Origin of the sequence: Cellulomonas phragmiteti (assembly GCF_016862775.1) — a bacterium.
GTDB lineage: Bacteria > Actinomycetota > Actinomycetes > Actinomycetales > Cellulomonadaceae > Cellulomonas > Cellulomonas phragmiteti.
Window position 1 is genome coordinate 138,325 of the sequence record NZ_BONP01000009.1, and the last position, 22,972, is coordinate 161,296.

Sequence of the window (22,972 nt, forward strand, 5' to 3'; positions counted from 1 at the left end):
GGGTCGCAGGGCCCTTGCGGTCGGCCGTCGGCCGTGATCTGCGCAGCGTCTTCACCCCGTCACCGACCCGGGGTCAACGACCCCTCAAGGCCTCCTGCGCCGGGGCTCAAGGCCGGGTCGGGCGCACCCCCGGAGCCCGGACCCCGCCGGCCGCGTCACCGACGACCGGACCTGACGCGCGGGCCGGGGACGGCCGCGCGAGACGCGGGCAGCCGCACCCGCATCGTGCAGCCGGGCGAGGCGTCGGCCACGACCACCGACCCGCCGTGCAGCTCCACCGCCCAGCGGACGATCGCCAGCCCGAGCCCCGTCCCCCCCGTCGACCCCTGGCCGGTCAGGGCGGGGGTGTTGCCGCGGACGAAGCGCTCGAAGACGTGCGCACGCTGGTCCTGCGCGATGCCCGGGCCGTGGTCCACGACGTCGATCAGCACCTCCGAGCCGTCGGTGCGTGCCAGGACGCGCACCTCGTCGTCCGGGGGCGAGTGCCGTGCGGCGTTCTGCAGGAGGTTCGCGACCACCTGGTGCAGCCGCTCCGGGTCGGCGGGCACCGTCAGGTCGGCGGGCTCGACGTCGACCGGGAAGCGCAGCCGCTTGTCCGCCCCGACCAGGGACGCCTCGTCGGCGGCCTGCCGCAGGAGGTCGCCGAGGTGGACGTCCTCCACACGCAGGGCCATCGCACCGGCCTCGACCCGGGACAGGTCGAGCAGCGACGACACGAGGCGCGAGAGCCGCTCCGTCTGGGCGAGCGCGACCGCCAGGGTGGCCGGGTCCGGCTCGCTGACGCCGTCGACCATGTTCTCGAGCTGGGCCTGCAGGGCGGTGACCGGGGTGCGCAGCTCGTGCGACACGTTCGCCACGAGCTCACGGCGGAAGGTGTCGAGCTGCTCGAGGTCGTCCGCCATGGTGTTGAACGCCTCCGCGAGCTGACCGACCTCGTCCCGGCTCGTCGAGCGCACGCGCCGGCTGTAGTCCCCGCCTGCCATCGCCCGGGCAGCCTCCGTCATCTCCCGCAGCGGCGAGGTCATGCCGCGGGCGAGCACCTGGGTGACGACGAGGGACAGCGCGATCGCCAGCGGCAGCGTGCGGCTGGGCCCGAGCGCCTGGCCGTAGCCGACCCAGATGACGAACGCGGCGAGCGTGACCGTCGCGGCGACCAGCACGCCGAGCTTCATCTTGATGCTGCGCAGCGGGTCCAGCGGCCGCACGTCCGGCAGCCGCCAGCGCTCGGCGTCCCCCCGGGCGTGCCGGGCGGGCGGTTCCGGGGAGGCCGTCACGAGCCGGCGGGCGCCTCGCCCGCGGCGTCGTCGGCCGGCTCGTACGCGTAGCCGACGCCGTGGACGGTCCGGATGAGGTCCGGCCCCAGCTTGCGGCGCAGCGCCTTGATGTGGGAGTCGACGGTCCGGGTGCCGCTCGCGTCGACCCAGTCCCAGACGTCCGCGAGCAGGCGCTCGCGGGTCAGCACGGTCCGCGGCGACGTCGCGAGCGTCAGCAGCAGGTCGAACTCCGTCGGCGTCAGGTGCACCTCGGTGCCGGCGCGCTGCACGCGGCGCTGCGCGCTGTCGATCGTCACGTCACCCACGACCAGCGGCGGGTCGGGCTGCTGCACGGTCGCCAGCTCGGCGGCACGCGCGGCCCGCTCGGTGCGCCGCAGCAGCACCTTGGTCCGCGCGACGAGCTCACGCATCGAGAAGGGCTTGGTCATGTAGTCGTCGGCGCCGACGCCGAGACCCACGAGCATGTCGGTCTCGTCGTCGCGGGCGGTGAGCATGAGGACGGGCACGGGGCGCTCGGCCTGGATCTGCCGGCACACCTCCAGCCCGTCGATGCCCGGGAGCATGACGTCGAGCACGACGACGTCGGGCTGCAGGCGCGCCGCGGCGGCGACGCCCGCATGGCCGTCGCCGACGGCCTCGACGGTCCAGCCCTCGGCGGTGAGACGGTGCACGATGGCCTGGGCGATCGTCGGCTCGTCCTCCACGACGAGCACGGTGGTGGCGCCCGGGCGCGACACGGTGGTGACCATGGGGCCAGCGTGGCACACGGACCCGTGACCGGGCCCGGCGGCCGCTCGGCACGCCGGGGCGGCTGTCCGTAGGATGTCGCCACCATGAGCAGCTCAAGTCGCTGCCGGCATCGCGTCCCGCCCCGTCACCGCCGCCCTCGCGCGAGCGACGACGCGGGCCCCGTCCCCGTCGGACGCGAGCACGCCGGCCCCCCCTCCTCGTCCCCCGCCGCTGCGTCGTGCCCCCCGAGCGCCCGGACCCGCGTCGCGGTGGCACCGTGCTGAGCGACTGGCTGCTCGTCGGCCTCGGCGTGCTGCTCACCGCCGGGACCGCGGTCTTCGTCGCCGCGGAGTTCTCCCTCGTCACGCTCGACCCCGGCCTCGTCGAGCGCCGCGCCGATGCGCAGGACACCCGCGGGCGCGCGGTGCTGAGCGCCCTGCGCCGCCTGTCGACCCAGCTGTCCGGGGCGCAGGTCGGGATCACCGTCACCACCGTGCTGCTCGGGTACACCACGCAGCCCGCCGTCGTGCGCCTGCTGGGCGCGCCGCTCGAGGGTGCGGGCGCGCGCGGCACCCTGGCCGGGGTGATCGCCGTCGTGCTGGCGCTCGTCCTGGTCAACGGCTTCTCCATGCTGTTCGGGGAGCTCGTGCCCAAGAACTTCGCGATCGCGCGCCCCTTGGGGACCGCGCGGGTCGTCTCGCCCCTGCAGGTCGGGTTCACGACGGCGCTGCGGCCCGTGATCGCCGTGACCAACGGCACCGCCAACGCCCTGCTGCGTCGCGTCGGCGTCGAGCCGCGCGAGGAGCTGTCGGGCGCGCGGTCGCCGGCCGAGCTCGCGTCCCTGGTGCGCCGCTCCGCCGCGCAGGGCACGCTCGACCAGGCCACGGCGACGCTGCTGACCAACTCGATCGACTTCACCACCCTGACGGCCGTCGACGTCATGACGGACCGCACCCGGCTGGTCGTCGTGCGTCGGGACGACTCCGCGGCCGACGTCATGACCCTGGCCCGCCAGACCGGGCACTCCCGGTTCCCGGTCATCGGGGACTCCGTGGACGACGTCGTCGGGCTCGTCCACCTGCGCAAGGCCATGGCCGTGCCGCACGACCGGCGCGGCGAGGTCCCCGCGGCGGCGCTGATGGTGACGGCCCCGCGCGTGCCCGAGACCGTGCACCTGGGCCCCCTCCTCGTCGACCTGCGCGCGCAGGGCCTGCAGATGGCCGTCGTCGTCGACGAGTACGGCGGCACCGCCGGCGCCGTCACGCTCGAGGACGTCGTCGAGGAGCTGGTCGGCGAGGTGGCCGACGAGCACGACCGCACGCGCGGGCCGCTCGCCCGGCGGGCCGACGGCTCGTGGGTGCTGCCCGGCGTGACCCGGCCCGACGAGCTGCGCGAGGCGACGGCGCTGCGCGTGCCGGACGACGGCCCGTGGGAGACCGTCGGCGGGCTGCTCATGGCGCGCCTCGGGCGGGTCCCGGTCGAGGGTGACGAGGTCGTCGAGGGCCGGGTCCGGCTGCGGGTCGAGCGCATGGACGGGCGTCGCGTCGAGCGGGTGCTCGTCAGCGAGGTCCCCGCCGACGACGGGGGTGAGGCGTGATGGACAGCACCCTCGCCCTGGTCCTCGCGGTGGTGCTGCTCGCCGCCAACGCGTTCTTCGTCGGCGCCGAGTTCGCGCTCATGTCCGCCCGCCGCTCGGCGATGGAGCCGCTCGCGGAGGCGGGCGACCGCCGCGCGATCACCGTGCTGTGGGCGATGGAGCACGTCTCGCTCATGCTCGCGGCTGCGCAGCTCGGCATCACGGTGTGCTCGACGAGCCTCGGCCTGGTCGCCGAGCCGGCGATCGCCCACCTCATCGAGGCGCCGCTGCACGCCCTGGGCGTCCCGGCGGCGCTCACGCACCCCATCGCGTTCGTCGTCGCGCTGCTCGTCGTCGTCTACCTGCACGTGGTGCTGGGCGAGATGGTGCCCAAGAACCTCGCCGTGTCCGGCCCGGACCGTGCGGTGCTGCTGTTCGGCCCGCCGCTGGTCTGGGTGGCGCGCCTCGTGCGGCCCGTCATCGTCGCGCTCAACTGGCTCGCCAACCACGTCCTGCGGGCGTTCCGCGTCGAGCCGCAGGACGAGGTCGCGTCCGCGTTCACGGCGCAGGAGGTCCAGTCGATCGTCGAGCGGTCGCAGGCCGAGGGCCTGCTGGCCGACGAGCAGGGTCTGCTCGCGGGGGCGATCGAGTTCTCCGACCGGACGGCCGCGGAGGTCATGGTGCCGGTGGACGACCTCGTGACGGTCGACGCCACCAGCACCCCCGACGGGATCGAGCACCTGGTGGCCCGCACGGGGTTCAGCCGGTTCGTCGTCGTCGACCCGCAGGGCCGCCCGACGGGCTACCTGCACATCAAGGACGTGCTCTACGCCGACGAGGCGTCCCGCACGGTGCCCGTGCCGTCGTGGCGCGTGCGCTCGCTCGCGGTGGTGGCGCCGCAGGACGAGGTGGAGACCGCGCTCGCGGCCATGCAGAGGTCCGGGTCGCACCTGGCGCGGGTCGACGACGACGGTCGCACCATCGGGGTGGTCTTCCTCGAGGACATCCTGGAGGAGCTGGTCGGCGAGGTCCGCGACGCGATGCAGCGGGGTCAGCTGCGGTGACCGTCGCCGAGGTGCAGGGCGCACCCAGACGCTCGTCGTGGCTCCGTGGTTGTGGTCCGGAGTGTGGAGGAGGCGTGAACACGCGGCGTGTCCCGCGGCGTGTCGGGCGAAGCGTCCAGATCGCTACCGGTCTGTGACGTGATCGGGTCTTGGAGACCCGCCCGGGTGCCGTTATGGTTTCGTGACCGCATCGGGGGGACCGATGACGAGCGGGTCGAGTGGAGCGGAGGTGTCGTGGGATCCCACCGAGCGGAGCCGACGACACGCGCGCGCCGGGCCCGGCCGTCGAGGCCTGCCCCCGACGCCGCCCCCGTGCCCGTCGCCCACACCCGGGTCGCACGCGGCCTCGTCACGCCGGACGCCGTGGAGCCCGCCCCGCGCCGCCGGTCCACCACGGTGCTCGGCCGCGCCGGGGTGCTGGCCGCTCTCGTCTCCGTGACGGTCGTCGTCCCCGTGTCGCAGGGCGTCGCGGACGGTGAGATCCACGTCGGCCCCGTCACCGCCGACCCGAACCTGCCGTCGACGGTCGCCGCACTGACGCAGCTGCCGCTGTCCGACCTGCCGCCCACGCCGCTGGTGCCCGCCGACGGCACGTCGCGGGTGCGCGCCCTGGCGGACGTCTCGCGCGACGCCGAGCGGTCGGCGCTGCCCGGGTGCGACGGCTCCGTGCGTGCCGCCGGCGAGAACGGCCTGCTGGCCACCAAGGACCTGTGCACGCTGTGGGACGGGCGCACGCAGATGCGCGCCGACGCCGCCGTCGCGCTCGCCGAGCTCAACGAGGCGCACGTCGCGCGGTTCGGCACCGACCTGTGCCTGAGCTCGGGCTACCGCACGCTGGCGCAGCAGAAGGCGGTCAAGGCGCAGAAGGGCGGCCTCGCCGCCACGCCGGGCAAGAGCAACCACGGCTGGGGCCTGGCGATGGACTTCTGCTCCATCCAGACGTCGGGCGCCCGCTGGACCTGGCTCAACGACAACGGCCCCACCTTCGGGTGGGAGCAGCCGAACTGGGCCGTCCGCGGCGGCTCCGGGCCGTACGAGCCGTGGCACTGGGAGTACACCAAGGGCGTCAAGGCCGACGGCGAGTACTACGGCTGACGCACCGGCGGGCCCGCCGCAGCGGACCCGCCGGTCGCGGAGTCAGCGCAGCGTCAGGCCCCAGCGGACCTCGTGCGACGCCGCCGGGTCGAGCTCGATCAGCAGGTCGCCGGTGCGGAAGGCGTCGGCGACGCACGTCATGGGCTCGACGGCGACCCCGCGCCGCTCGATGCCGGGGATGCCGTCGCCGGTGCACACCTGCCACGCCGGCAGCGTCGCGTCCGCCCACACCGCGACCGTGCGGCCGTCGGCTCCCGTGAGCTCGGCCCACGTCAGGCCGTCGTCGTCCGGGGTCACGTCGACCCACGCGTCGTCGAGGGCCACGCCCGCGAGCGCCCGGCCCGCGCGCAGGTCGAAGCTGCCGGTGACCGCCTGGGTGCCCGTGGGCAGCAGCCGCTCGTCCACCGTGACGCGCCGCGCGGCGTCCAGCCGCAGCGTGCACGCGTCGACGGGACCGGGGCCGGGGGACAGCCAGGGGTGGAACCCCACGCCGTAGGGCGCCACGGTGGCGCCGAGGTTCGTCGCCACGACCGCGACCGTCAGGCCGTCGTCCGCGAGCGTGTAGGTCACGTCGAGGCGCAGCGGCCAGGGGTAGCCCGGCATCGGCACGAGGTCGTGGCGCAGCGTCACGGCGTCGGGTGCCACGGCGACGGGTGCGAACCGCGCGTACGCCACCAGGCCGTGCAGGGCCGTGAGGCGCTCGTGCTCCGTCAGCGGCACCTCGTAGGTGACGTCGCGGAACCGGTAGGTCGCGTCGCGCAGGCGGTTGGGCCACGGCGCGAGCACGGCTCCGGAGAAGGCCGGGGCGATCGTGTCGGCCGCGAACGGCAGGACCACGTCGCGGTCGCCCACGCGGTACTCGCGCAGGCTGGCGGCGACGGACGTGATGACGGCGACCTGGTCGTCGTGCCGGAGCACGTGCTGGTCGCCCGTGGGTGGGGGCGTGTTCACGCTCCCAACCTAGTCGGGTGCTGCGGCGGTGGCGTCCGAGTGGCCGAGCGGCTTGCCGGGGGCGACGCGGTCGCGGACGAGCTGCTTGAGCGTGGTGACCTCGGGGAAGCCCCGGCGCTCGGCGCGGTCCCAGACCGTCTCCCCGTCGACCTCGACCGTGAAGACGCCCCCGGTGGCCGGGCGCAGCGCGACCTCCCCGAGCTCGCGGTGGAACGTGGTGAGCAGCTCCTGAGCGAACCACGCGGCCCGCAGGAGCCACCGGCACTGCGTGCAGTAGGTGATGGTGACGCGGGGTCGCGGGGCGTCGGCGCTCATGGTCGCAGTCTCCCGCACGCCCGCGGCCCGGGGGGCGGGTGCGGGGCAGGGCCCGACGGGTGACGGGTGTCACCCGTCCGTTCTGTCCTGTGGACGACGCGCCACACGCGCCCCGCCGATGCCCTACCGTCACTCCCGGAAACGGACGAACCCGACATCGGGCGTCGGTGCGCACAGGGAGCGGGGTGGACGTGGACGGCGTGGCGATCCTCGAGAGCGAGGTCCGCGAGCTCATCCGCCGCCGCGGGGTCGACCCCGTCCGGGACCGTGCCGGTGTCGTCGCGCTCGTGCACGCCGTGATGGCCGACTACGACGAGCGCTCGCTCATCGGCTCGGTCCCCCCGCTCGCCGACACGGCCGCCGCGCACAAGGCCGTCGTGGACGCCGTCGCCGGGCTGGGGCCGCTGCAGCGCTACCTCGACGACGACGAGGTCGAGGAGATCTGGATCAACTCGCCCTCCCAGGTCTTCGTCGCGCGGCGGGGCGAGCCCGAGCTGACCACGACGATCCTCACCGAGGCGCAGGTGCGCGACCTCGTCGAGCAGATGCTCAAGGTCTCGGGCCGGCGGCTGGACCTGTCGAGCCCGTTCGTCGACGCGTCGCTGCCCGGGGGCGAGCGCCTGCACGCGGTGATCCCGGACGTCACGCGCCGGCACTGGTCGGTCAACATCCGCAAGTACGTCGTGCGCGCGACGAGCATGGAGGACATGGTCGGCCTCGGCTCGCTGACGCCGCAGGCGGCGGCGTTCCTGCAGGCCGCGGTCCGCGTCGGGCTCAACGTGCTGGTCTCGGGGGCGACCCAGGCGGGCAAGACGACGATGCTCAACGCCCTCGCCGGTGCGGTGCCCCCGCGCGAGCGGGTCATCAGCTGCGAGGAGGTCTTCGAGCTGCGGCCCGCCGTCCGCGACTGGGTCGCGATGCAGACGCGCCAGGCCAACCTCGAGGGCACGGGCGAGATCACGCTGCGGCGCCTGGTCAAGGAGGCGCTGCGCATGCGGCCGGACCGGCTGCTGGTCGGCGAGGTGCGCGAGGCCGAGGCGCTGGACCTGCTCATCGCGCTGAACAGCGGCGTCCCGGCGATGTGCACGATCCACGCGAGCTCGGCGCGCGAGGCGCTGGTGAAGCTGTGCACGCTGCCGCTGCTCGCGGGCGAGAACATCTCCGACCGGTTCGTCGTGCCGACGGTGGCCGCGTCGGTCGACCTCGTCGTCCACCTCGAGCTCGACGCCCGGGGGCGTCGTCGCACACGCGAGATCGTCGCGGTGCCCGGCCGGGTCGAGGCGGGCGTCGTCGAGACGGCCGACCTGTTCACGACGCGCGGCGGCGTGCTCGTGCGGGGCGACGGCTTCCCCCCGCACCCCGAGCGGTTCGCCCGCGCCGGGGTGGACGTCGTCGCGATGCTGCGGCAGGCCTGAGGCGTGGGCGTCGTCGTGGGGCTCCTGCTCGGGGCCGGGCTCGCGTGCGTGTGGTGGGCGTGGTGGCCCGTCCCCGTGGTCGTCGAGGGGCGCCGGGACGGCTGGGCGGCGCGCGTGCACGACACGTTGACGCAGGCCGAGGTGACGGGTGTGACCCCGGGGGGTCTCGTGGCGGTCAGCGGGCTCGCCGGGCTCGTCGTGGCGGCGGTGTCCTTCCTCGTCGTCCCGGTGCCCGCGGTCAGCCTGTGCTTCGGGGCCTTCGCCGCGACGGCGCCGTGGACCCTCGTGCGCGGCCGTGCCCGCCGGCGGCTCGCCGGTACCCGCGAGCTGTGGCCCGACGTGGTCGACCACCTCGCCTCCGGGGTGCGCGCCGGGCTGTCGCTGCCCGAGGCGGTCGCCCAGCTCGGCGACCGCGGCCCGACGGAGCTGCGGGCACCGTTTCGCGCGTTCGCCGAGGACTACCGGGCCACGGGCCGTTTCACGGACAGCCTGGACGCGCTCAAGGACCGGCTCGCGGACCCGGTGGCCGACCGGATCATCGAGGCGCTGCGGCTCACCCGTGACGTCGGCGGCACCGACCTGGGGCGCCTGCTGCGCACGCTGTCCTCGTTCCTGCGTGACGACCTGCGCACGCGCGGCGAGATCGAGGCCCGGCAGAGCTGGACCGTGTACGCGGCCCGGCTCGCGGTCGCGGCACCGTGGGTGGTCCTCGCGATGCTCTCGACCCGTCCGGAGGCCATCCGCGCGTACGACTCGCCGGCGGGCGCGCTCGTGCTGCTCGCGGGTGCCGCGAGCACGGTCGTGGCCTACCGGCTCATGATCCGGGTCGCCCGCCTCCCCGACGACCCGCGGGTGCTGCGGTGAGCCCCGCGGTCACCGGCGCCCTCATCGGGCTGCTCGGTGGGTCCGGCCTGGCCCTGGTGGTGCTGCGGCTGCGGGCCCGCCGGATCACGCTCGAGCAGCGCGTCGGGCCGTACCTGCGGACCCGGGGCACGTCCTCGTTGCTGCGGGTCGAGGTGGTGCGCGGGCCCTGGGGCACGGTCGAGCGGCTCGTCGCCCCGTTCCTCGCCGACGGGGTCCGGCTGATGGCGCGCATCGGCTCGCCCGCGGGCGAGCTGCGGCAGCGCCTGGTGCGCGCGGGACGGTCCGAGACCGTGGAGCAGTTCCGCGCGCAGCAGGTGGTGTGCGGGGTCGTCGGGCTGGCGCTGGGGCTGCTCGTGGCGGTCCTGCTCGCGGCGACACGTGGCGGGGCCCTCGTCCCGCTGGTCGCCCTGGTGCTCGTCGTCGGCTTCCTCGGAGCGCTCGCCCCCGACTGGGCGCTGGGCCGCCAGGTCGCCCGGCGCGAGGCGCGCCTGCTCGCCCAGATGCCCACGATCACCGAGCTGCTCGCACTGGCCGTCAGCGCGGGCGAGGGCGCGACCGGCGCGCTGGAGCGCGTCGTGCGCCAGACGCACGGCGAGCTGGCCGACGAGCTGGCCCGCACGCTGGCCGACGCCCGTGCCGGGGCGCCCCTGACCGCTGCCCTCCAGGCGCTGGCCGACCGGACGGGGATCCCCGCCCTGGCGAGGTTCGCCGAGGGTGTCGCGGTGGCGGTCGAGCGCGGCTCCCCGCTGGCCGACGTGCTGCGCGCCCAGGCGCAGGACGTGCGCGAGGAGGGCCGGCGGGCACTCATGCAGACCGGCGGGCGCAAGGAGGTGCTCATGATGGTCCCGGTGGTGTTCCTCATCCTCCCGGTGACCGTCCTGTTCGCCGTCTTCCCCAGCGCGGTGGTCCTACGGGTCGGGCTGTGAGCCCGTCCCCGACGCACGCGGGGGCGCCGACCGGCGCACCCCGCACGACGACGGAGGTCGACGATGGGGTTCTTGACTCGGACGTGGTGCGCGCTCGCGCAGCGGGTGGCGGCGGACGCCGACCGGGACCGTGGCGACGTGCCCGGGTGGGTGCTGGTCACGCTGATGACCGCCGGGCTCGTCTCCGTGCTGTGGTTCGTCGCGGGGGAGGCGCTGCAGCGGCTGTTCGTCGACGCGGTCACGCAGGTGAGCCCGCGGTCCGGGGGCTGAGGCCCGCGGCGCGGCGCCCCGGCGGCGACCGGGGGTCGGCGATCGTCGACTTCACGCTCGTCGGTGGGCTCGTCGTCGTCCTGTTCGCCTCCGTGCTGCAGCTCGCGATCGTCCAGCACGTGCGCAACACCTGCGTCGACGCCGCGGCGGAGGGCGCGCGGCACGCCGCCCAGGTCGGCCGCACGCCGGCCGACGGGGTCGAGCGCACCGTCGACCTCCTGCGGTCGTCGCTCGCCGAGCGGTACGCGCAGGACGTCACGGCCCGCCGCGTCGACGCCGCCGGGCTCGCCCTCGTCGAGGTCACCGTGCGGGTGCCGCTGCCCGTGGTCGGGCTGCTCGGGCCCGGCGGCGTCATGGAGCTCGACGGGCACGCGCCGGTGGAGTGGCCGTGAGCGGCGTCGCCCGACGGGTGCGCGACCGGCTGCGCGCACGCACAGGGCCGGCCGAGGCGGGCAGCGCGCTCGTCGAGTTCCTCGGCGTCTCGCTGGTGCTGCTCGTGCCGACCGTCTACCTCGTGCTCGTGCTCGGCCGCATCCAGGCCGCGACGTTCGCGGTCGAGGGCGCGGCACGCGAGGCCGCGCGTGTGTACGTCGCCGCGGACGACGCGCAGCAGGGGACCCAGCGCGCCGTGACGGCGGTGGGCGTGGCGCTGGCCGACCAGGGCTTCGACGACGACCCGGCCCGTGCGCTCGACGTGCGCTGCTCGGCGGACCCGTGCCTGACCCCGGGTGCCGAGGTCGCCGCGACGGTGCAGGTGCGGGTCCCGCTGCCGTTCGTGCCGACGTTCGTGGGGGACGTGGTGCCGCTCGAGGTGCCCGTCAGCGCCCAGCGTGTCGCGCCCGTCGACACCTACCGGGTGGCACGGTGAGGCTCCCCGCGCGGGCCGCTCGGGACGACGGCCAGGTGATGATCCTCTCGTTGGGGTTCGCGGTGGTCGCGATCCTGCTGGTGCTGGTCGTCACCGCCGCGACGGGCGTGCACCTCGACCGCAAGCGCCTGCTCGCGGTGGCGGACCTGGCGGCGCTCTCGGCCGCCGACCAGGTGAGCGCGCGGTACTTCGGCTCGGCCGAGGAGCGCGGCGGCGCGGGCGTGCCCCTGACGGACGCGACCGTCCGGGCGGCCGTCGAGCAGTACGTCCGCGACCACCCGGAGCCGGCCGCACGCTGGGACGGGGTCCGGGTGCTCGAGGCCACCACGCCCGACGGGCGTACCGCGGTCGTCCGGCTGGGGGCGGTGACGCGCCCACCCCTGATCACCTGGGTGCTGGAGCCGTGGAGCGACGGGATCGAGCTGGAGGTCCGCGGCGTCGCCCGTGCGTCGTGAGCGCGCGGCCGTCCTGGACGGGCGGCACCGGATCGTGGCAGCGGCGCGGTGCGCTTGTCGCGACCGTCCCGCGGCGGGACGATCGAGGCGTCGCCGAGCGTCGAGGAGGACGCCATGGACGGGCACGTGGTCGCCGGGTATGACGGGTCGCCGGAGTCGGTCGCGGCCGTGGGGTGGGCGGCGGGCTCCGCCCGCCGGCTCGGCCTGCCGCTGCAGGTGGTCCACGTGTGGGGCCTTGCGGGGCAGCTCGACACACCGCCGCTGCGGACCGTGTCCGCGTTCGTGCGGGCCGGGGCGCAGGAGGTCGCCGAGGAGGGCGCGCAGCTCGCCCGCGACACCGAGCCCCAGGTCGAGGTCACGGCCGTGCTCGACGACGGCCCACCCGCGCAGGCGCTCGTCGACCGGGCCGCGGGCGCGCGGCTCGTCGTCGTGGGTCGGCACGGGTCCGCGCGCCTGTCCGGGGTGCTGCTCGGGTCCGTCGCCCTGGGGACGGTGCAGCACGCGCCGTGCCCGGTCGTCGTGGCGCCGCGCACGCAGCTCGACCACGCGGCGACCGGGCTCGTCGTCGTCGGCGTCGACGGGTCCCCGCAGGCGCTCGGAGCGCTCGACGCCGCGGGGCGCTACGCCGCGGGGGCAGGTGCCCACCTGCGGGCCGTCGCGTGCTGGCAGGTCCCGGCGCACGGTCGGTCCCTCGCGGACTGGCTGCGCGAGCACCCGGAGGTGTCCCCGGCCGAGCTCGCGCTGCAGCGTGCCGAGCAGGTCCTGCAGGCCGGGGTGGCGCGGGTCGCGGCGCACTACCCGCAGGTCGAGGTCGAGGCGCTGGCGGAGGAGGGGCCTGCCGCGCGCGTCCTGGCGCGCCACGCCGAGCGGGCGGACCTCCTGGTCGTCGGCACCCGGGGACGCGGTGGTCTCGCGGGGCTGGTCCTGGGCTCCGTGAGCCAGTGGCTCGTGGCCCGCGCCGCGTGCCCGGTGCTGGTGTCCCGGGCGACGCCGGACTGACGCAGGGCCGGGGCGTGCGGACCGGGTAGCCTGGACGGCCGTGGCCACCACCGACTTCCCCGCTGAGCTCCGCGAGCTGCGCATCACGCTCGAGTCGATCGAGACGGTGAGCGACCCGACCGCGCTCGAGGCGAAGATCGCCCTGCTCTCCGAGCAGGCCTCCGTGCCGAACCTCTGGGACGACCCCGACGCCGGCCAGAAGATCACGAGCGCCCTGTCGGCGACGCAGGCCGAGCTCGACCGCGTCAACCGGCTGCGCTCGCGCATCGACGACCTCGAGACGCTGGTGGAGATGGCGGCCGAGGAGAACGACGAGGACACGCTGGCCGAGGCGGAGGCCGAGCTCGTGAGCATCCGCAAGGACATCGGGGAGCTCGAGGTCCGCACGCTGCTGGCCGGGCCGTACGACCAGCGCGACGCCGTCGTGACGATCCGCGCCGGTGCCGGGGGCGTCGACGCGGCCGACTTCGCCGAGATGCTGCTGCGCATGTACCTGCGCTGGGCCGAGCGGCACGGCTACCCGACGACGGTGCTCGACACCTCGTACGCCGAGGAGGCCGGGCTCAAGAGCGCGACGTTCGAGGTCAAGACGCCCTACGCCTTCGGCCACCTGTCCGTCGAGGCGGGCACCCACCGGCTGGTGCGGATCTCGCCGTTCGACAACCAGGGCCGGCGGCAGACGTCGTTCGCGGCCGTCGAGGTCATCCCGCTGATCGAGCAGACCGACTCCGTCGAGATCCCCGAGTCGGAGATCAAGGTCGACGTCTTCCGGTCCTCGGGACCCGGCGGGCAGTCCGTCAACACCACCGACTCCGCGGTCCGCATGACCCACATCCCCACGGGCATCGTCGTGTCGATGCAGAACGAGAAGTCGCAGATCCAGAACCGCGCGGCGGCGCTGCGGGTCCTGCAGTCCCGGCTGCTGCTGCAGCGCCAGGAGGAGGAGCGCGCCGCGAAGAAGGAGATGGCCGGCGACATCAAGGCCAGCTGGGGGGACCAGATGCGCTCCTACGTCCTGCAGCCGTACCAGATGGTCAAGGACCTGCGGACCGAGCACGAGGTCGGCAACCCGTCCGCGGTCTTCGACGGGGACATCGACGACTTCATCGAGGCCGGCGTGCGGTGGCGTCGTGCGCAGCAGGGCATCGACGACTGACGTCGCCGATGCTCCGACCCGCGGGTCGGACAGGTGTCCGGGACGGACCGGGACGAGCCGGACACACCGCCCGTCGTCCGCCGATTCACAGGGGAGCGGGCGGCGTGTCCTGCCCGGGTGCGGGTGACGACGTTCCTACCCTCGATGAGGCCCGCGGCCCGCGGGTGACCTCGGGTACGCCCGGGGACAGGACGAGGCGAGGTCGGTCGTGATCCGGTTCGAGAACGTGACGAAGGTCTACGCGCGCGGTGCCAGGCCCGCGCTGGACCGGGTGTCGCTCGACGTCGAACGCGGTGAGTTCGTCTTCCTCGTCGGTGCCTCGGGCTCGGGGAAGTCCACCTTCCTGCGGCTGGTGATGCGCGAGGAGCGGGCGTCGGCCGGCAAGGTGTTCGTCGCCGGCAAGGAGCTCGGCACGCTCTCGAGCTGGAAGGTCCCGCACCTGCGCCGGCAGATCGGCGCGGTGTTCCAGGACTTCCGCCTGCTGCCCACCAAGTCCGTCTTCGAGAACGTCGCCTTCGCGCTGCAGGTCATCGGCAAGCCGCGCCACCACATCCTCACGACCGTGCCCGACGTGCTCGACATGGTCGGCCTGGCCGGCAAGGAGAAGCGCCGCCCGCACGAGCTGTCCGGCGGTGAGCAGCAGCGCGTCGCCATCGCGCGCGCCTTCGTCAACCGGCCGTCGATCCTGCTGGCCGACGAGCCCACCGGCAACCTCGACCCGACGACGTCCCTGGGGATCATGCGCCTGCTCGACCGCATCAACCGCACCGGCACCACCGTGGTCATGGCCACGCACGACGACGAGATCGTCGACCAGATGCGCAAGCGCGTCATCGAGCTGAGCACGGGCGAGATGGTGCGCGACCAGTCGCGCGGCGTCTACGGCTCGGACCGCTGAGGGGATCGAGCACATGCGCGCCCAGTTCATCCTCTCCGAGATCGGCATCGGCCTGCGCCGCAACCTGTCGATGACGATCTCGGTCGTGCTCGTCACCTTCGTGTGCCTGACGTTCCTCGGCGCCGCGGCCCTGCTGCAGGCGCAGATCGACAAGATGAAGGACGACTGGTACGACAAGGTCGAGGTCTCCGTCTTCCTCTGCCCGGCCAACTCCGCGGCGCCCACGTGCGCCGCGGGCGAGGTCACGCAGGAGCAGCGCGACGACATCCTCGCCGCGCTGGACTCCCCGCAGGTGGCCGCCTTCGTCCAGGAGATCTACCCGGAGTCCAAGGAGCAGGCCTTCGAGGCGTTCCAGCGTCAGTTCGGTGACCAGTTCTGGGCGTCCGCGGCCACGGCGGAGGACATGAACGCCTCGCTGCGCATCAAGCTGACCGACCCCGAGCAGTACCAGGTGGTCGCCGACGTCGTCTCGGGCCGTCCCGGGGTGGAGTCCGTCGAGGACCAGCGCCGGCTCTTCGACAACCTCTTCCTCGTGCTCGACCGTGCGACGTGGGCCGCCGGCGGGCTGGCGGCGATCATGCTGCTCGCCGCGGTGCTGCTCATCACCACGACGATCCGGCTCTCGGCGCTGAGCCGCAAGCGTGAGACGGGCATCATGCGCCTGGTGGGCGCCTCGACGCTGTTCATCCAGCTGCCGTTCATGCTCGAGGGGGCGATCGCCGCCACGCTGGGCGCCGCGCTCGCGATCGGGGGACTCTGGTTGGGTGTGGAGTACCTCGTCACGGACTGGCTCGGCCAGTCGGTGACGTGGATCCCGTACGTGTCCACCGCCGACGTCCTGACCATCGCACCCCTGCTCGTCGTCGTGGCGTTCGTCCTCGCGGCGATCTCGTCCCTGGTCACGCTGAGCCGATACACGAAGGTATGACGATGACCCGAGTCGACCCGACGTCGCCCCCGCCGGCAGCCCGGCGCCGGTTCCAGGCCGTCGTCGCGGTGCTGTCCGCGCTGGCGGTGGCACTGCCGGCGGTCGTCCTCGGCGCGCCGTCGGCGACCGCCGACGACCTGTCGAACCGGCGTGCGGCAGCCGAGCAGCGGGCGGAGCAGGCCGACCAGCGGGCCGCCGACCTGTCGGAGGCGATCGAGGAGCTCAGCGGCGAGCTCGCGGCGGCGCTCTCCCGCCTCGCGGAGGTCGAGGCCCAGCTCCCCGCCGCCCAGGCGCGGCTCGACGCGGCCGTGGCCGCCGCGCAGGCGGCGCAGCGGGAGGCCGAGATCCTCGCGGCCCGCCTGCAGGCCGCGCGTGACGAGGAGTCGGCGATCACGGAGCAGATCGCCGTCGACGACGCGCGCGAGCAGGAGATCCGCTCCGCGATCGGACAGATGGCGCGCGAGGCCTACAAGGGCGGCCGCGACGTGTCCGGCATGAGCGTGATGCTCGACGCGGAGAGCTCGCAGGACTTCGTCGAGAAGTACGGCCTGGTCTCGACGGCGCTGCGCACCCAGACGCAGGTGCTCGACGAGCTGACGGCGCTGGCGGCCAAGAACAAGAACGCGCAGGCCCGTCAGGCGGCCGTGCGCCAGAAGGTCGACGAGCTCAAGGTCGCGGCGGACGCCAAGCTCGAGGAGGCACGGCAGGCGCAGGCCGAGGCCGAGGTCGCCAAGGCCGAGGTCGAGCGCCTCGTCGCCGAGCAGGAGCAGCGCAGGGCCGACATCGAGTCCCGTCGGTCCGAGGCGCAGGCGCAGGTCGCCGCGAACGACGCCGAGCGTGCCCAGGTGGGGCGCGAGCTCGCGGCGATCGTCGAGCAGCAGCGCGTCCAGCGCGAGCAGGAGGAGGCCGCGCGCCGGGCGGCCGCCGCGGCTGCGGCGGCCGCGGGTCAGACCGGGGGCCAGACCGGAGGCCAGACCGGCGGGGGCAGCAGCGGTGGCAGCGCCCAGCCCGGGGGTGCGCGCCCCGGCGCCCTGTTCGCGAACCCGACGGCGCACAACCCGATGGTCGTCACGTCGGAGTACGGCAACCGGCTGCACCCGGTGCTCGGGTACTGGCGGCTGCACGCCGGCATCGACCTGCGCGACCGGTGCGGTGAGCCCGTGTACGCGGGCCGGGCCGGCACCGTGCAGTGGGCCCGGCACCGCAGCGGCTACGGGGGCCAGGTGATGATCGACCACGGCTGGGTCAACGGGGCGTCGCTGATGTCGAGCTACAACCACATGTCGACGTTCACCGTCGGGTCCGGGGCGCAGGTCGGCGCCGGTCAGCTGATCGGCTACGCCGGCAACACCGGGACCTCCGCCGCGTGCCACCTGCACTTCGAGGTCTACATCAACGGCAGCACGGTCAACCCGCGCTCCTACCTCGGGCTCTGACGACGCCCGCCCGCTGCCGGCGGCCGTATTCGCCTGGGGCACCGGAGCGGTGCGCCGGTAGGCTCGACCCGGCGCGACCCCCGTCGCGCCGGGAACCTCCGGCAGGCGCACGCCGCCGGACCATGACGAACGGACGGAGGGTCGAGCCGTGGCGAAGGCGAAGGTCGACGGCCGCACGATGGTCGCCGCCAACCGCAAGGCCCGGCACGACTACCTCATCCAGGACGTGCTCGAGGCCGGTCTGGTGCTGACGGGCACCGAGGTCAAGGCGCTGCGCGCCGGGCGCGCGTCCCTCGTCGACGGCTGGGGCGAGGTCGAGGGCGGGGAGGCGTGGCTGCACGGCGTGCACATCCCCGAGTACTCGCAGGGCACCTGGACCAACCACGCCCCGCGCCGCAAGCGCAAGCTGCTGCTGCACCGCGAGGAGATCGAGCGGCTCGCGGCTCGCACCCGCGAGAAGGGGCACACGATCGTGCCGCTCGCGCTGTACTTCCTCGACGGCCGCGCCAAGGTCGAGATCGCGCTGGCCGTCGGCAAGAAAGAGTGGGACAAGCGCCAGGCCCTGCGCGAGCGGCAGGACAACCTCGAGTCGCAGCGGGCCATCCGGGAGCGGCGCGACCGGTGACCCCTGGACCGCGGACCGCTCCGGACCCCGCCGTCGCGCGTGCCGTACGCCGCCTGGCGGTGCTGCTGCTCGTGGTGCTCGTCGCGCTCGGCGTCGTGCTGCTCGCCCCGCCGGTCGCCCTCGCCTCGGGCTCCCCGGGGGACCTGACCAGCGGGCGGGAGATCACGCGGTACGACGTGACCGCGGACGCGGCCGTCGACGGCACCGTCGCCGTCACCCTCGAGCTGGACTTCGACTACGGCGACGACCCGGGCCACGGCCCGTACCTCACGTTCCCCACCCGGGTGTCGTACGACGACGAGCAGGACCGCGTCTTCGAGTACCGCGACGTGCGCGCGTCCAGCCCGACGGGTGCCCCGGCCGACGTCCACCGCGAGGACCAGACGTCCGCGGTGGTGCTGCGGATCGGCGACGAGGACGTCGACGACGTGTCCGGGGTCCAGACGTACCGGGTCGAGATGACCGTGGACGGCTGGATCAACCCGGCCAACGCCCAGCACTCCGGGGACGAGCTGTACTGGAACGTCATCGGCGCGGGCTGGGAGATCCCGTTGTCGGACCTGTCGGTGACCGTCACCGGGCCCGCCGCGGTGCAGGGTGCCGCGTGCTTCGTCGGGCCGGCCGGATCGACGACGCCGTGCACCGCCGCGTCGACGGACGGACGGTCCGCGACGTTCACCCAGGACGTCGTGCCGGTGGGCGACCAGCTGACGACGGTCACCGGCTGGCCCGGCGGGACGTTCCCCGGCGTGCAGCCGATCCTGCAGGCGAAGCCCGACCCGCTGCTGCCGCTGCGGGGCGCGAGCCTCGGCGGAGCCGCGGCCGCGCTCGTCGCGCTGCTGGGGGGCGGCCTGGCCGTCGCCCGGGTGCGGAGCACCGGCCGCGACCGTGCCTACCTGGGCCTGACGCCGGGCCTGCGACCCGCCGACGGGATGACGCCGGCCACGGGCCCGCGGGACCGCCGTGCGCCCGTCGCGGTGCAGTTCACGCCGCCGGACGGCGCCCGACCGGGGGAGATCGGGACGCTGGTCGACGAGAAGGCCGACCCGGTCGACGTGACCGCCACGATCATCGACCTCGCGGTGCGCGGCTGGCTGCGCATCGAGGAGGTGCCGCGCTCGAACCCGCGCAGGAAGGCGAAGGACTGGACCCTGGTGCGACTGCGCCCGGGCACCGAGGGCCTGCTGCCGTTCGAGGCGTGGCTGCTCAGCGACCTGTTCGAGAAGGGCGACACGGTCCGGCTGTCGGACGTCAAGCAGACGTTCGCGTCGTCGCTCGCCAAGGTCCAGAACATGCTCTACGACCACGTGACGAGCGTCGGGTGGTTCCGCGCCAACCCCCGCAGCGTCCGCAGCGCCTGGCTCTTCGTCGGGGGCCTGCTGCTCGTGCTGGGCGGCATCGGGTTCATCGGGGGCATGGCGGTCCAGGTGGTGCCGGGTCTGGCGCTGGTGGGGATCGCGTGCTTCGCCGTCGGCGTGCTGGTCCTGGTGCTGTCCGGTGCGGCGCCCGCGAGGACGGCCGACGGCACGGCCGTCCTGGCGCAGGCGCTGGGCTTCCGCCGCTACCTGGCGACCGCCGAGGCGCACCAGATCCGGTTCGAGGAGGGCCAGGACGTCTTCAGCCGGTACCTGCCGTACGCGATCGTCTTCGGGTTGGCCGACCGCTGGTCGCGGGTGTTCGCCGAGCTCGCGGCGCAGGGCGGACCGGTCACGACGCCCACCTGGTACGTCGGCGCGTACCCGCCCGGGGCGGCGGGGTTCTGGGGTGGCGGGTTCGTCGGGGCCATGGACCGCTTCGCGTCGGTCACGACCGCGGCGATCTCGGCACCGACCCCCGGCACGTCCGGCGGCTCGGGCTTCAGCGGCGGGTCCTCCGGCGGGGGCGTCGGCGGCGGCGGTGGCGGCGGCTGGTGACCGCGTCGGCGCCCGGGCGGGGCGTCGTCAGGCGGGGTCGTCGGCGCGCGCGCCGAGGGCTGCCTCACCCGTGCGCCGCAGGGTGGTGCGGGCGACCACCTGCTGCCACGTCGAGGCGCGCTCGGCGCGGCCACGACCGACGAACGCCACGGCCCAGTGCAGCAGGGTCGTCAGCCTGTTCTTGAAGCCGACCAGGTACACCAGGTGCACCCCCAGCCACAGCAGCCACGCGGCGGCGCCGGCCGTGCGCACCGGGCCGACCTGCGCGACGGCGAAGAACCGGGACACGGTCGCCATGCTGCCCTTGTCCCGGTAGACGAACTCCTGACCTGCGGGCTCACGGCGCACACGGCGGCGGATCTGCCCGGCGGCGTGCTGACCGCTCTGGATCGCGACCTGGGCGACGCCCGGCAGGTCCCCCAGGCGCATGAGGTCACCGACGACGTACACCTCGGGATGCCCGGGCAGGGTGCAGTCCGGGGCGACGAGCACGCGGCCGCTCCGGTCGGTCTCGGCGCCGGCGCGCTCGGCCAGGACCCGGCCCAGGGGAGCGCCCGCGACGCCGGCCGCCCACACCTTGCAGACCGACGGCACGACCCGACGCCCGCCGGCGTCGTCCTCGACGGTGACGCTACGGTCGTCGAGCTCGACGACCTTCCACCCCGTCCAGACCTCGACCCCGACGCGCTCGAGCTCGCGGCGGGCCGCGGCGGCGAGCGTCTCGGGGTAGCCGGGCAGCACGTGCTCGACGGGGTCGACGAGCAGGATGCGGGCGCGGGCGGGGTCGACGCGACGGAACTGCCCGGGCAGGACGCGGTGCGCGAGCTCGGCCACCTGACCGGCCATCTCGACGCCCGTGGGGCCGGCGCCGACCACGACGAACGTCAGGAGGCGCTCGACGACCTCCTCGTCGTCCGCGATCTCCGCGAGCTCGAACGCACCGAGGATCCGGCCGCGCACCTCCGTGGCGTCGTCGAGGCTCTTGAGCCCCGGCGCGTGCTCACCGAACTCGTCCCTGCCGAAGTAGGACTGCCCCGCGCCGGCCGCGACCACCAGCGAGTCGTAGCGGGTGCGGCGCACACCGAGGGGGGAGCGGTGGACGACCTCGCGGGCCTCCAGGTCGACGTCCTCGACGACCCCCAGCACCACGCGGGCGTTGCGTTGGCGGCGCAGCACGTCGCGCGTCGCGGGCGCGACCTCACCGGCGGACAGGATGCCCGTCGCCACCTGGTACAGCAGCGGCTGGAACAGGTGGTGGTTGACGCCGCTGACCACCGTGACCCGCACCCCGGGCTCGCGCGCCAGGGCCCGCGTCGCGAAGAGACCACCGAACCCCGACCCGACGACGACCACGTCGTGCGGGCGCTGCGTGCGTGCCATGCGTCTCCCCGTCCCGTCGCGTCCCGGAGCCGTGCGTCGTCCTGCCCGACGGTACGGGCGGCCGTCGCCGCGCGCGCGGCGGCCCGGTCGGGCGGCGTTCGGCGCGCGCCGAGGGCCACGAGCGGGTAGACCCTCCCCGGGGGTCGACGAGGAGGACGGTGGCGTGACGACGAGGACGACGACGACGGGTGGGGCCGAGGACGCGGGTGCACGCCTCGACGACGCGGTGCGCCGCGTGCTGGGGGCGGGCACCGCGCTGCGGCCGGCGCAGCGTGACGCGCTCGCCGGGCTGGCGGAGCGTGACACGGTGCTCGTCGCGCGCACGGGCGCCGGCAAGACCGCGGTGTACGCGATCGCGACGCTGGTGGCCGCACGCCTGACGGTGGTGGTGTCGCCGCTCATCGCGCTGCAGCGCGACCAGGAGCGCGCCCTCGCGGAGGCCGGGCTGCGGGTCGCGTCGGTGAGCTCGGCCCGCACGGCTCGCGAGCAGCGGGAGGCGCTGGCGGCGGCCGCGGCCGGTGGGCTCGACGTGCTGCTGCTGGGCCCGGAGCAGCTGCAGCGCCGCCTCGTGGTCGAGGAGCTCACCGGCGCGGACGTCGGCCTGGTCGTCGTCGACGAGGCGCACTGCGTGGCCGAGTGGGGCCACGACTTCCGGCCCGACTACCTGCTGGTCGGTGCGTCGGCCCGGCGCCTGGGCGCGCCGCGGCTGCTCGCCCTGACGGCGACGGCGTCGACGCACGTGCGCGACGAGATCGTGCGGCGGCTGGGGATGCGTGACCCGCGGGTCCTGGTGCACGACGCCGACCGCCCCAACATCTGGCTCGGCGCCCGACCGGCCGCGACGGCCGACGAGCGCGACGCCGTGGTGTGCGAGCTGGTGGCCGACGCGCCCGGCGCGGTGATCGTGTACGCCCGGACCCGGGCGCACTGCGAGCAGCTCGCGGCACGGCTCGCGGACGTGCGGCCGGCCACGGTGTACCACGCGGGCCTGCCGGCCGCGGAGCGCGCGGCCACGCAGGACCGGTTCCTGGCGGGGCAGGACGACGTCGTGGTGGCGACCTCGGCGTTCGGCATGGGGATCGACCGGCCGGACGTCCGCCTCGTCGTGCACGCCGGCCCGCCCGCGACGCTCGACCAGTACTACCAGGAGGTCGGGCGTGCGGGTCGCGACGAGGAGCCCGCACGCGCCGTCGTCGTGACCCGTGCCGAGGACCACGCGCTCGCGCGGTACCAGCGCGCCGGCGGCGGCCCGCGGCCCGCGACGCTGCTGCGGGTCCTGGAGGCGCTGGCCACGGCCCCGGGCGACCAGGCCGCGCTCGCCGCGGCGACCGGCCTGGGGCGCCGGACCGTCGCGCGGGCGCTGGGCACGCTGCAGCACGTCGGCGCGGTGCGCGACGACGGGGGGTCGCTCGAGCTCGTCGAGGGTGCCGACGCGCACCAGGTGCTCGCGGACGTCCACGAGGCCCGGGAGCGCCGAGCACGGCTCGAGGCGTCCCGCGTCGAGCTCGTGCGGACCTACACCGACACCACCGACTGCCGTCGCCGGCTGCTGCTCGAGCTGCTGGGGGAGGAGCGCCGCGACCCGTGCGGTCGTTGCGACAGCTGCGACGCGGGCACGGCGCTGGCCGTCGCCGCGCCGGGCGTGCGCCCCGGGCAGGCCGTGCAGCACGCGGAGTTCGGTGCGGGCACCGTCAGCGTCGTCGAGGCGGAGCGGGTGACCGTGCTGTTCGAGGACCGCGGCTACGTGACGCTGGACACGCAGATCGCCCTCGATGCCGAGCTCCTGAGGCTGCAGGCCCGGTGACGCACGCCCCAGCGGTTGCCGGGTCGGCCGT

Annotated in this window: 23 protein-coding genes; 18 read left to right on the forward strand and 5 right to left on the reverse strand. The window is 75.0% G+C overall.

Annotated features, from left to right (window positions below):
• Positions 1–155: 155 nt before the first annotated feature.
• Both Cph01nite_RS09680 and Cph01nite_RS09685 read right to left on the reverse strand, forming a co-directional pair.
• Positions 156–1,274: a sensor histidine kinase gene (locus Cph01nite_RS09680; protein ID WP_203673630.1), complete on the reverse strand. Its 1,119-nt coding sequence runs from the start codon at positions 1,272–1,274 to the stop codon at positions 156–158.
• A complete protein-coding gene (locus Cph01nite_RS09685) occupies positions 1,271–2,023 on the reverse strand; it encodes a response regulator transcription factor (protein WP_203673632.1) in 753 nt (250 codons plus the stop codon). Before Cph01nite_RS09685 ends, Cph01nite_RS09680 begins: the two co-directional genes overlap by 4 nt.
• A gap of 257 nt (positions 2,024–2,280) precedes the next feature.
• Here Cph01nite_RS09685 and Cph01nite_RS09690 point away from each other — a divergent pair, with 257 nt between their 5' ends.
• The 3 genes from Cph01nite_RS09690 (at position 2,281) to Cph01nite_RS09700 (ending at position 5,738) form a co-directional block, all read left to right on the forward strand.
• Positions 2,281–3,600 (forward strand): hemolysin family protein, encoded by a 1,320-nt coding sequence (locus Cph01nite_RS09690; protein WP_203673634.1) that lies wholly within the window; start codon positions 2,281–2,283, stop codon positions 3,598–3,600.
• On the forward strand, positions 3,600–4,643 hold the full coding sequence (locus Cph01nite_RS09695) for a hemolysin family protein (protein ID WP_203673636.1): 1,044 nt from the start codon (positions 3,600–3,602) through the stop codon (positions 4,641–4,643). The genes Cph01nite_RS09690 and Cph01nite_RS09695 overlap by 1 nt, the downstream gene beginning before the upstream one ends.
• Before the next feature lie 312 nt (positions 4,644–4,955).
• On the forward strand, positions 4,956–5,738 hold the full coding sequence (locus tag Cph01nite_RS09700) for a M15 family metallopeptidase (protein ID WP_203673638.1): 783 nt from the start codon (positions 4,956–4,958) through the stop codon (positions 5,736–5,738).
• A gap of 42 nt (positions 5,739–5,780) precedes the next feature.
• Here Cph01nite_RS09700 and Cph01nite_RS09705 read toward each other — a convergent pair whose 3' ends face one another.
• Together Cph01nite_RS09705 and Cph01nite_RS09710 are read right to left on the reverse strand one after the other, a co-directional pair.
• Positions 5,781–6,689, reverse strand: coding sequence for an aldose 1-epimerase family protein (locus Cph01nite_RS09705; protein WP_203673640.1), 909 nt, complete (start codon positions 6,687–6,689; stop codon positions 5,781–5,783).
• A gap of 9 nt (positions 6,690–6,698) precedes the next feature.
• Complete coding sequence (locus Cph01nite_RS09710) at positions 6,699–7,004, reverse strand: Rdx family protein (protein ID WP_203673642.1); 306 nt, start codon at positions 7,002–7,004, stop codon at positions 6,699–6,701.
• A gap of 191 nt (positions 7,005–7,195) precedes the next feature.
• Here Cph01nite_RS09710 and Cph01nite_RS09715 point away from each other — a divergent pair, with 191 nt between their 5' ends.
• From Cph01nite_RS09715 to Cph01nite_RS09780, 14 genes are all read left to right on the forward strand, one after another.
• On the forward strand, positions 7,196–8,419 hold the full coding sequence (locus tag Cph01nite_RS09715; RefSeq protein WP_203673708.1) for a TadA family conjugal transfer-associated ATPase: 1,224 nt from the start codon (positions 7,196–7,198) through the stop codon (positions 8,417–8,419).
• A 3-nt stretch (positions 8,420–8,422) separates the two neighbouring features.
• Positions 8,423–9,283: a type II secretion system F family protein gene (locus Cph01nite_RS09720; protein ID WP_203673644.1), complete on the forward strand. Its 861-nt coding sequence runs from the start codon at positions 8,423–8,425 to the stop codon at positions 9,281–9,283.
• On the forward strand, positions 9,280–10,209 hold the full coding sequence (locus Cph01nite_RS09725; protein ID WP_203673646.1) for a type II secretion system F family protein: 930 nt from the start codon (positions 9,280–9,282) through the stop codon (positions 10,207–10,209). The genes Cph01nite_RS09720 and Cph01nite_RS09725 overlap by 4 nt, the downstream gene beginning before the upstream one ends.
• A gap of 63 nt (positions 10,210–10,272) precedes the next feature.
• Positions 10,273–10,479 carry a hypothetical protein gene (locus Cph01nite_RS09730; protein ID WP_203673648.1) on the forward strand — a complete coding sequence of 69 codons (207 nt, stop codon included), beginning with the start codon at positions 10,273–10,275 and terminating at the stop codon, positions 10,477–10,479.
• Positions 10,401–10,871 carry a TadE/TadG family type IV pilus assembly protein gene (locus Cph01nite_RS09735; RefSeq protein ID WP_373307557.1) on the forward strand — a complete coding sequence of 157 codons (471 nt, stop codon included), beginning with the start codon at positions 10,401–10,403 and terminating at the stop codon, positions 10,869–10,871. Before Cph01nite_RS09730 ends, Cph01nite_RS09735 begins: the two co-directional genes overlap by 79 nt.
• On the forward strand, positions 10,868–11,347 hold the full coding sequence (locus Cph01nite_RS09740) for a pilus assembly protein (protein WP_239069167.1): 480 nt from the start codon (positions 10,868–10,870) through the stop codon (positions 11,345–11,347). The genes Cph01nite_RS09735 and Cph01nite_RS09740 overlap by 4 nt, the downstream gene beginning before the upstream one ends.
• Positions 11,344–11,802, forward strand: a complete 459-nt coding sequence (locus Cph01nite_RS09745) for a pilus assembly protein TadG-related protein (protein ID WP_239069168.1) — start codon at positions 11,344–11,346, stop codon at positions 11,800–11,802. Before Cph01nite_RS09740 ends, Cph01nite_RS09745 begins: the two co-directional genes overlap by 4 nt.
• 114 nt (positions 11,803–11,916) lie before the next feature.
• The gene (locus tag Cph01nite_RS09750) at positions 11,917–12,801 is read left to right on the forward strand and encodes a universal stress protein (RefSeq protein ID WP_203673650.1); all 885 of its coding nucleotides are present in this window, start codon (positions 11,917–11,919) and stop codon (positions 12,799–12,801) included.
• 40 nt (positions 12,802–12,841) lie between these two features.
• Positions 12,842–13,957 (forward strand): peptide chain release factor 2, encoded by a 1,116-nt coding sequence (prfB, locus tag Cph01nite_RS09755; RefSeq protein ID WP_203673652.1) that lies wholly within the window; start codon positions 12,842–12,844, stop codon positions 13,955–13,957.
• Positions 13,958–14,165: 208 nt separating this feature from the next.
• A complete protein-coding gene (gene ftsE, locus Cph01nite_RS09760; protein ID WP_191781057.1) occupies positions 14,166–14,855 on the forward strand; it encodes a cell division ATP-binding protein FtsE in 690 nt (229 codons plus the stop codon).
• 13 nt (positions 14,856–14,868) lie between these two features.
• Positions 14,869–15,783 carry a permease-like cell division protein FtsX gene (gene ftsX, locus Cph01nite_RS09765; RefSeq protein WP_203673654.1) on the forward strand — a complete coding sequence of 305 codons (915 nt, stop codon included), beginning with the start codon at positions 14,869–14,871 and terminating at the stop codon, positions 15,781–15,783.
• A 2-nt stretch (positions 15,784–15,785) separates the two neighbouring features.
• Positions 15,786–17,219 (forward strand): M23 family metallopeptidase, encoded by a 1,434-nt coding sequence (locus tag Cph01nite_RS09770; protein ID WP_203673656.1) that lies wholly within the window; start codon positions 15,786–15,788, stop codon positions 17,217–17,219.
• A gap of 148 nt (positions 17,220–17,367) precedes the next feature.
• The gene (gene smpB, locus Cph01nite_RS09775; RefSeq protein ID WP_203673658.1) at positions 17,368–17,844 is read left to right on the forward strand and encodes an SsrA-binding protein SmpB; all 477 of its coding nucleotides are present in this window, start codon (positions 17,368–17,370) and stop codon (positions 17,842–17,844) included.
• The gene (locus Cph01nite_RS09780) at positions 17,841–19,757 is read left to right on the forward strand and encodes a DUF2207 domain-containing protein (RefSeq protein WP_203673661.1); all 1,917 of its coding nucleotides are present in this window, start codon (positions 17,841–17,843) and stop codon (positions 19,755–19,757) included. The genes smpB and Cph01nite_RS09780 overlap by 4 nt, the downstream gene beginning before the upstream one ends.
• A 27-nt stretch (positions 19,758–19,784) precedes the next feature.
• Here Cph01nite_RS09780 and Cph01nite_RS09785 read toward each other — a convergent pair whose 3' ends face one another.
• Complete coding sequence (locus tag Cph01nite_RS09785; protein WP_203673663.1) at positions 19,785–21,137, reverse strand: NAD(P)/FAD-dependent oxidoreductase; 1,353 nt, start codon at positions 21,135–21,137, stop codon at positions 19,785–19,787.
• A gap of 163 nt (positions 21,138–21,300) precedes the next feature.
• On the opposite strand from Cph01nite_RS09785, the gene Cph01nite_RS09790 reads away from it, so the two are divergent.
• Complete coding sequence (locus tag Cph01nite_RS09790; protein WP_239069169.1) at positions 21,301–22,941, forward strand: RecQ family ATP-dependent DNA helicase; 1,641 nt, start codon at positions 21,301–21,303, stop codon at positions 22,939–22,941.
• Positions 22,942–22,972: the final 31 nt, after the last annotated feature.

Excerpts from the sequence above, each read along its gene's own strand:
- Cph01nite_RS09750 (WP_203673650.1), top strand. The coding sequence starts at position 11,917 with ATGGACGGGCACGTGGTCGCCGGGTATGACGGGTCGCCGGAGTCGGTC.
- Cph01nite_RS09710 (WP_203673642.1), bottom strand. The coding sequence starts at position 7,004 with ATGAGCGCCGACGCCCCGCGACCCCGCGTCACCATCACCTACTGCACG.
- Cph01nite_RS09695 (WP_203673636.1), top strand. The coding sequence starts at position 3,600 with ATGGACAGCACCCTCGCCCTGGTCCTCGCGGTGGTGCTGCTCGCCGCC.
- Cph01nite_RS09785 (WP_203673663.1), bottom strand. The coding sequence starts at position 21,137 with ATGGCACGCACGCAGCGCCCGCACGACGTGGTCGTCGTCGGGTCGGGG.
- Cph01nite_RS09770 (WP_203673656.1), top strand. The coding sequence starts at position 15,786 with ATGACCCGAGTCGACCCGACGTCGCCCCCGCCGGCAGCCCGGCGCCGG.
- Cph01nite_RS09730 (WP_203673648.1), top strand. The coding sequence starts at position 10,273 with ATGGGGTTCTTGACTCGGACGTGGTGCGCGCTCGCGCAGCGGGTGGCG.
- Cph01nite_RS09685 (WP_203673632.1), bottom strand. The coding sequence starts at position 2,023 with ATGGTCACCACCGTGTCGCGCCCGGGCGCCACCACCGTGCTCGTCGTG.
- ftsX (WP_203673654.1), top strand. The coding sequence starts at position 14,869 with ATGCGCGCCCAGTTCATCCTCTCCGAGATCGGCATCGGCCTGCGCCGC.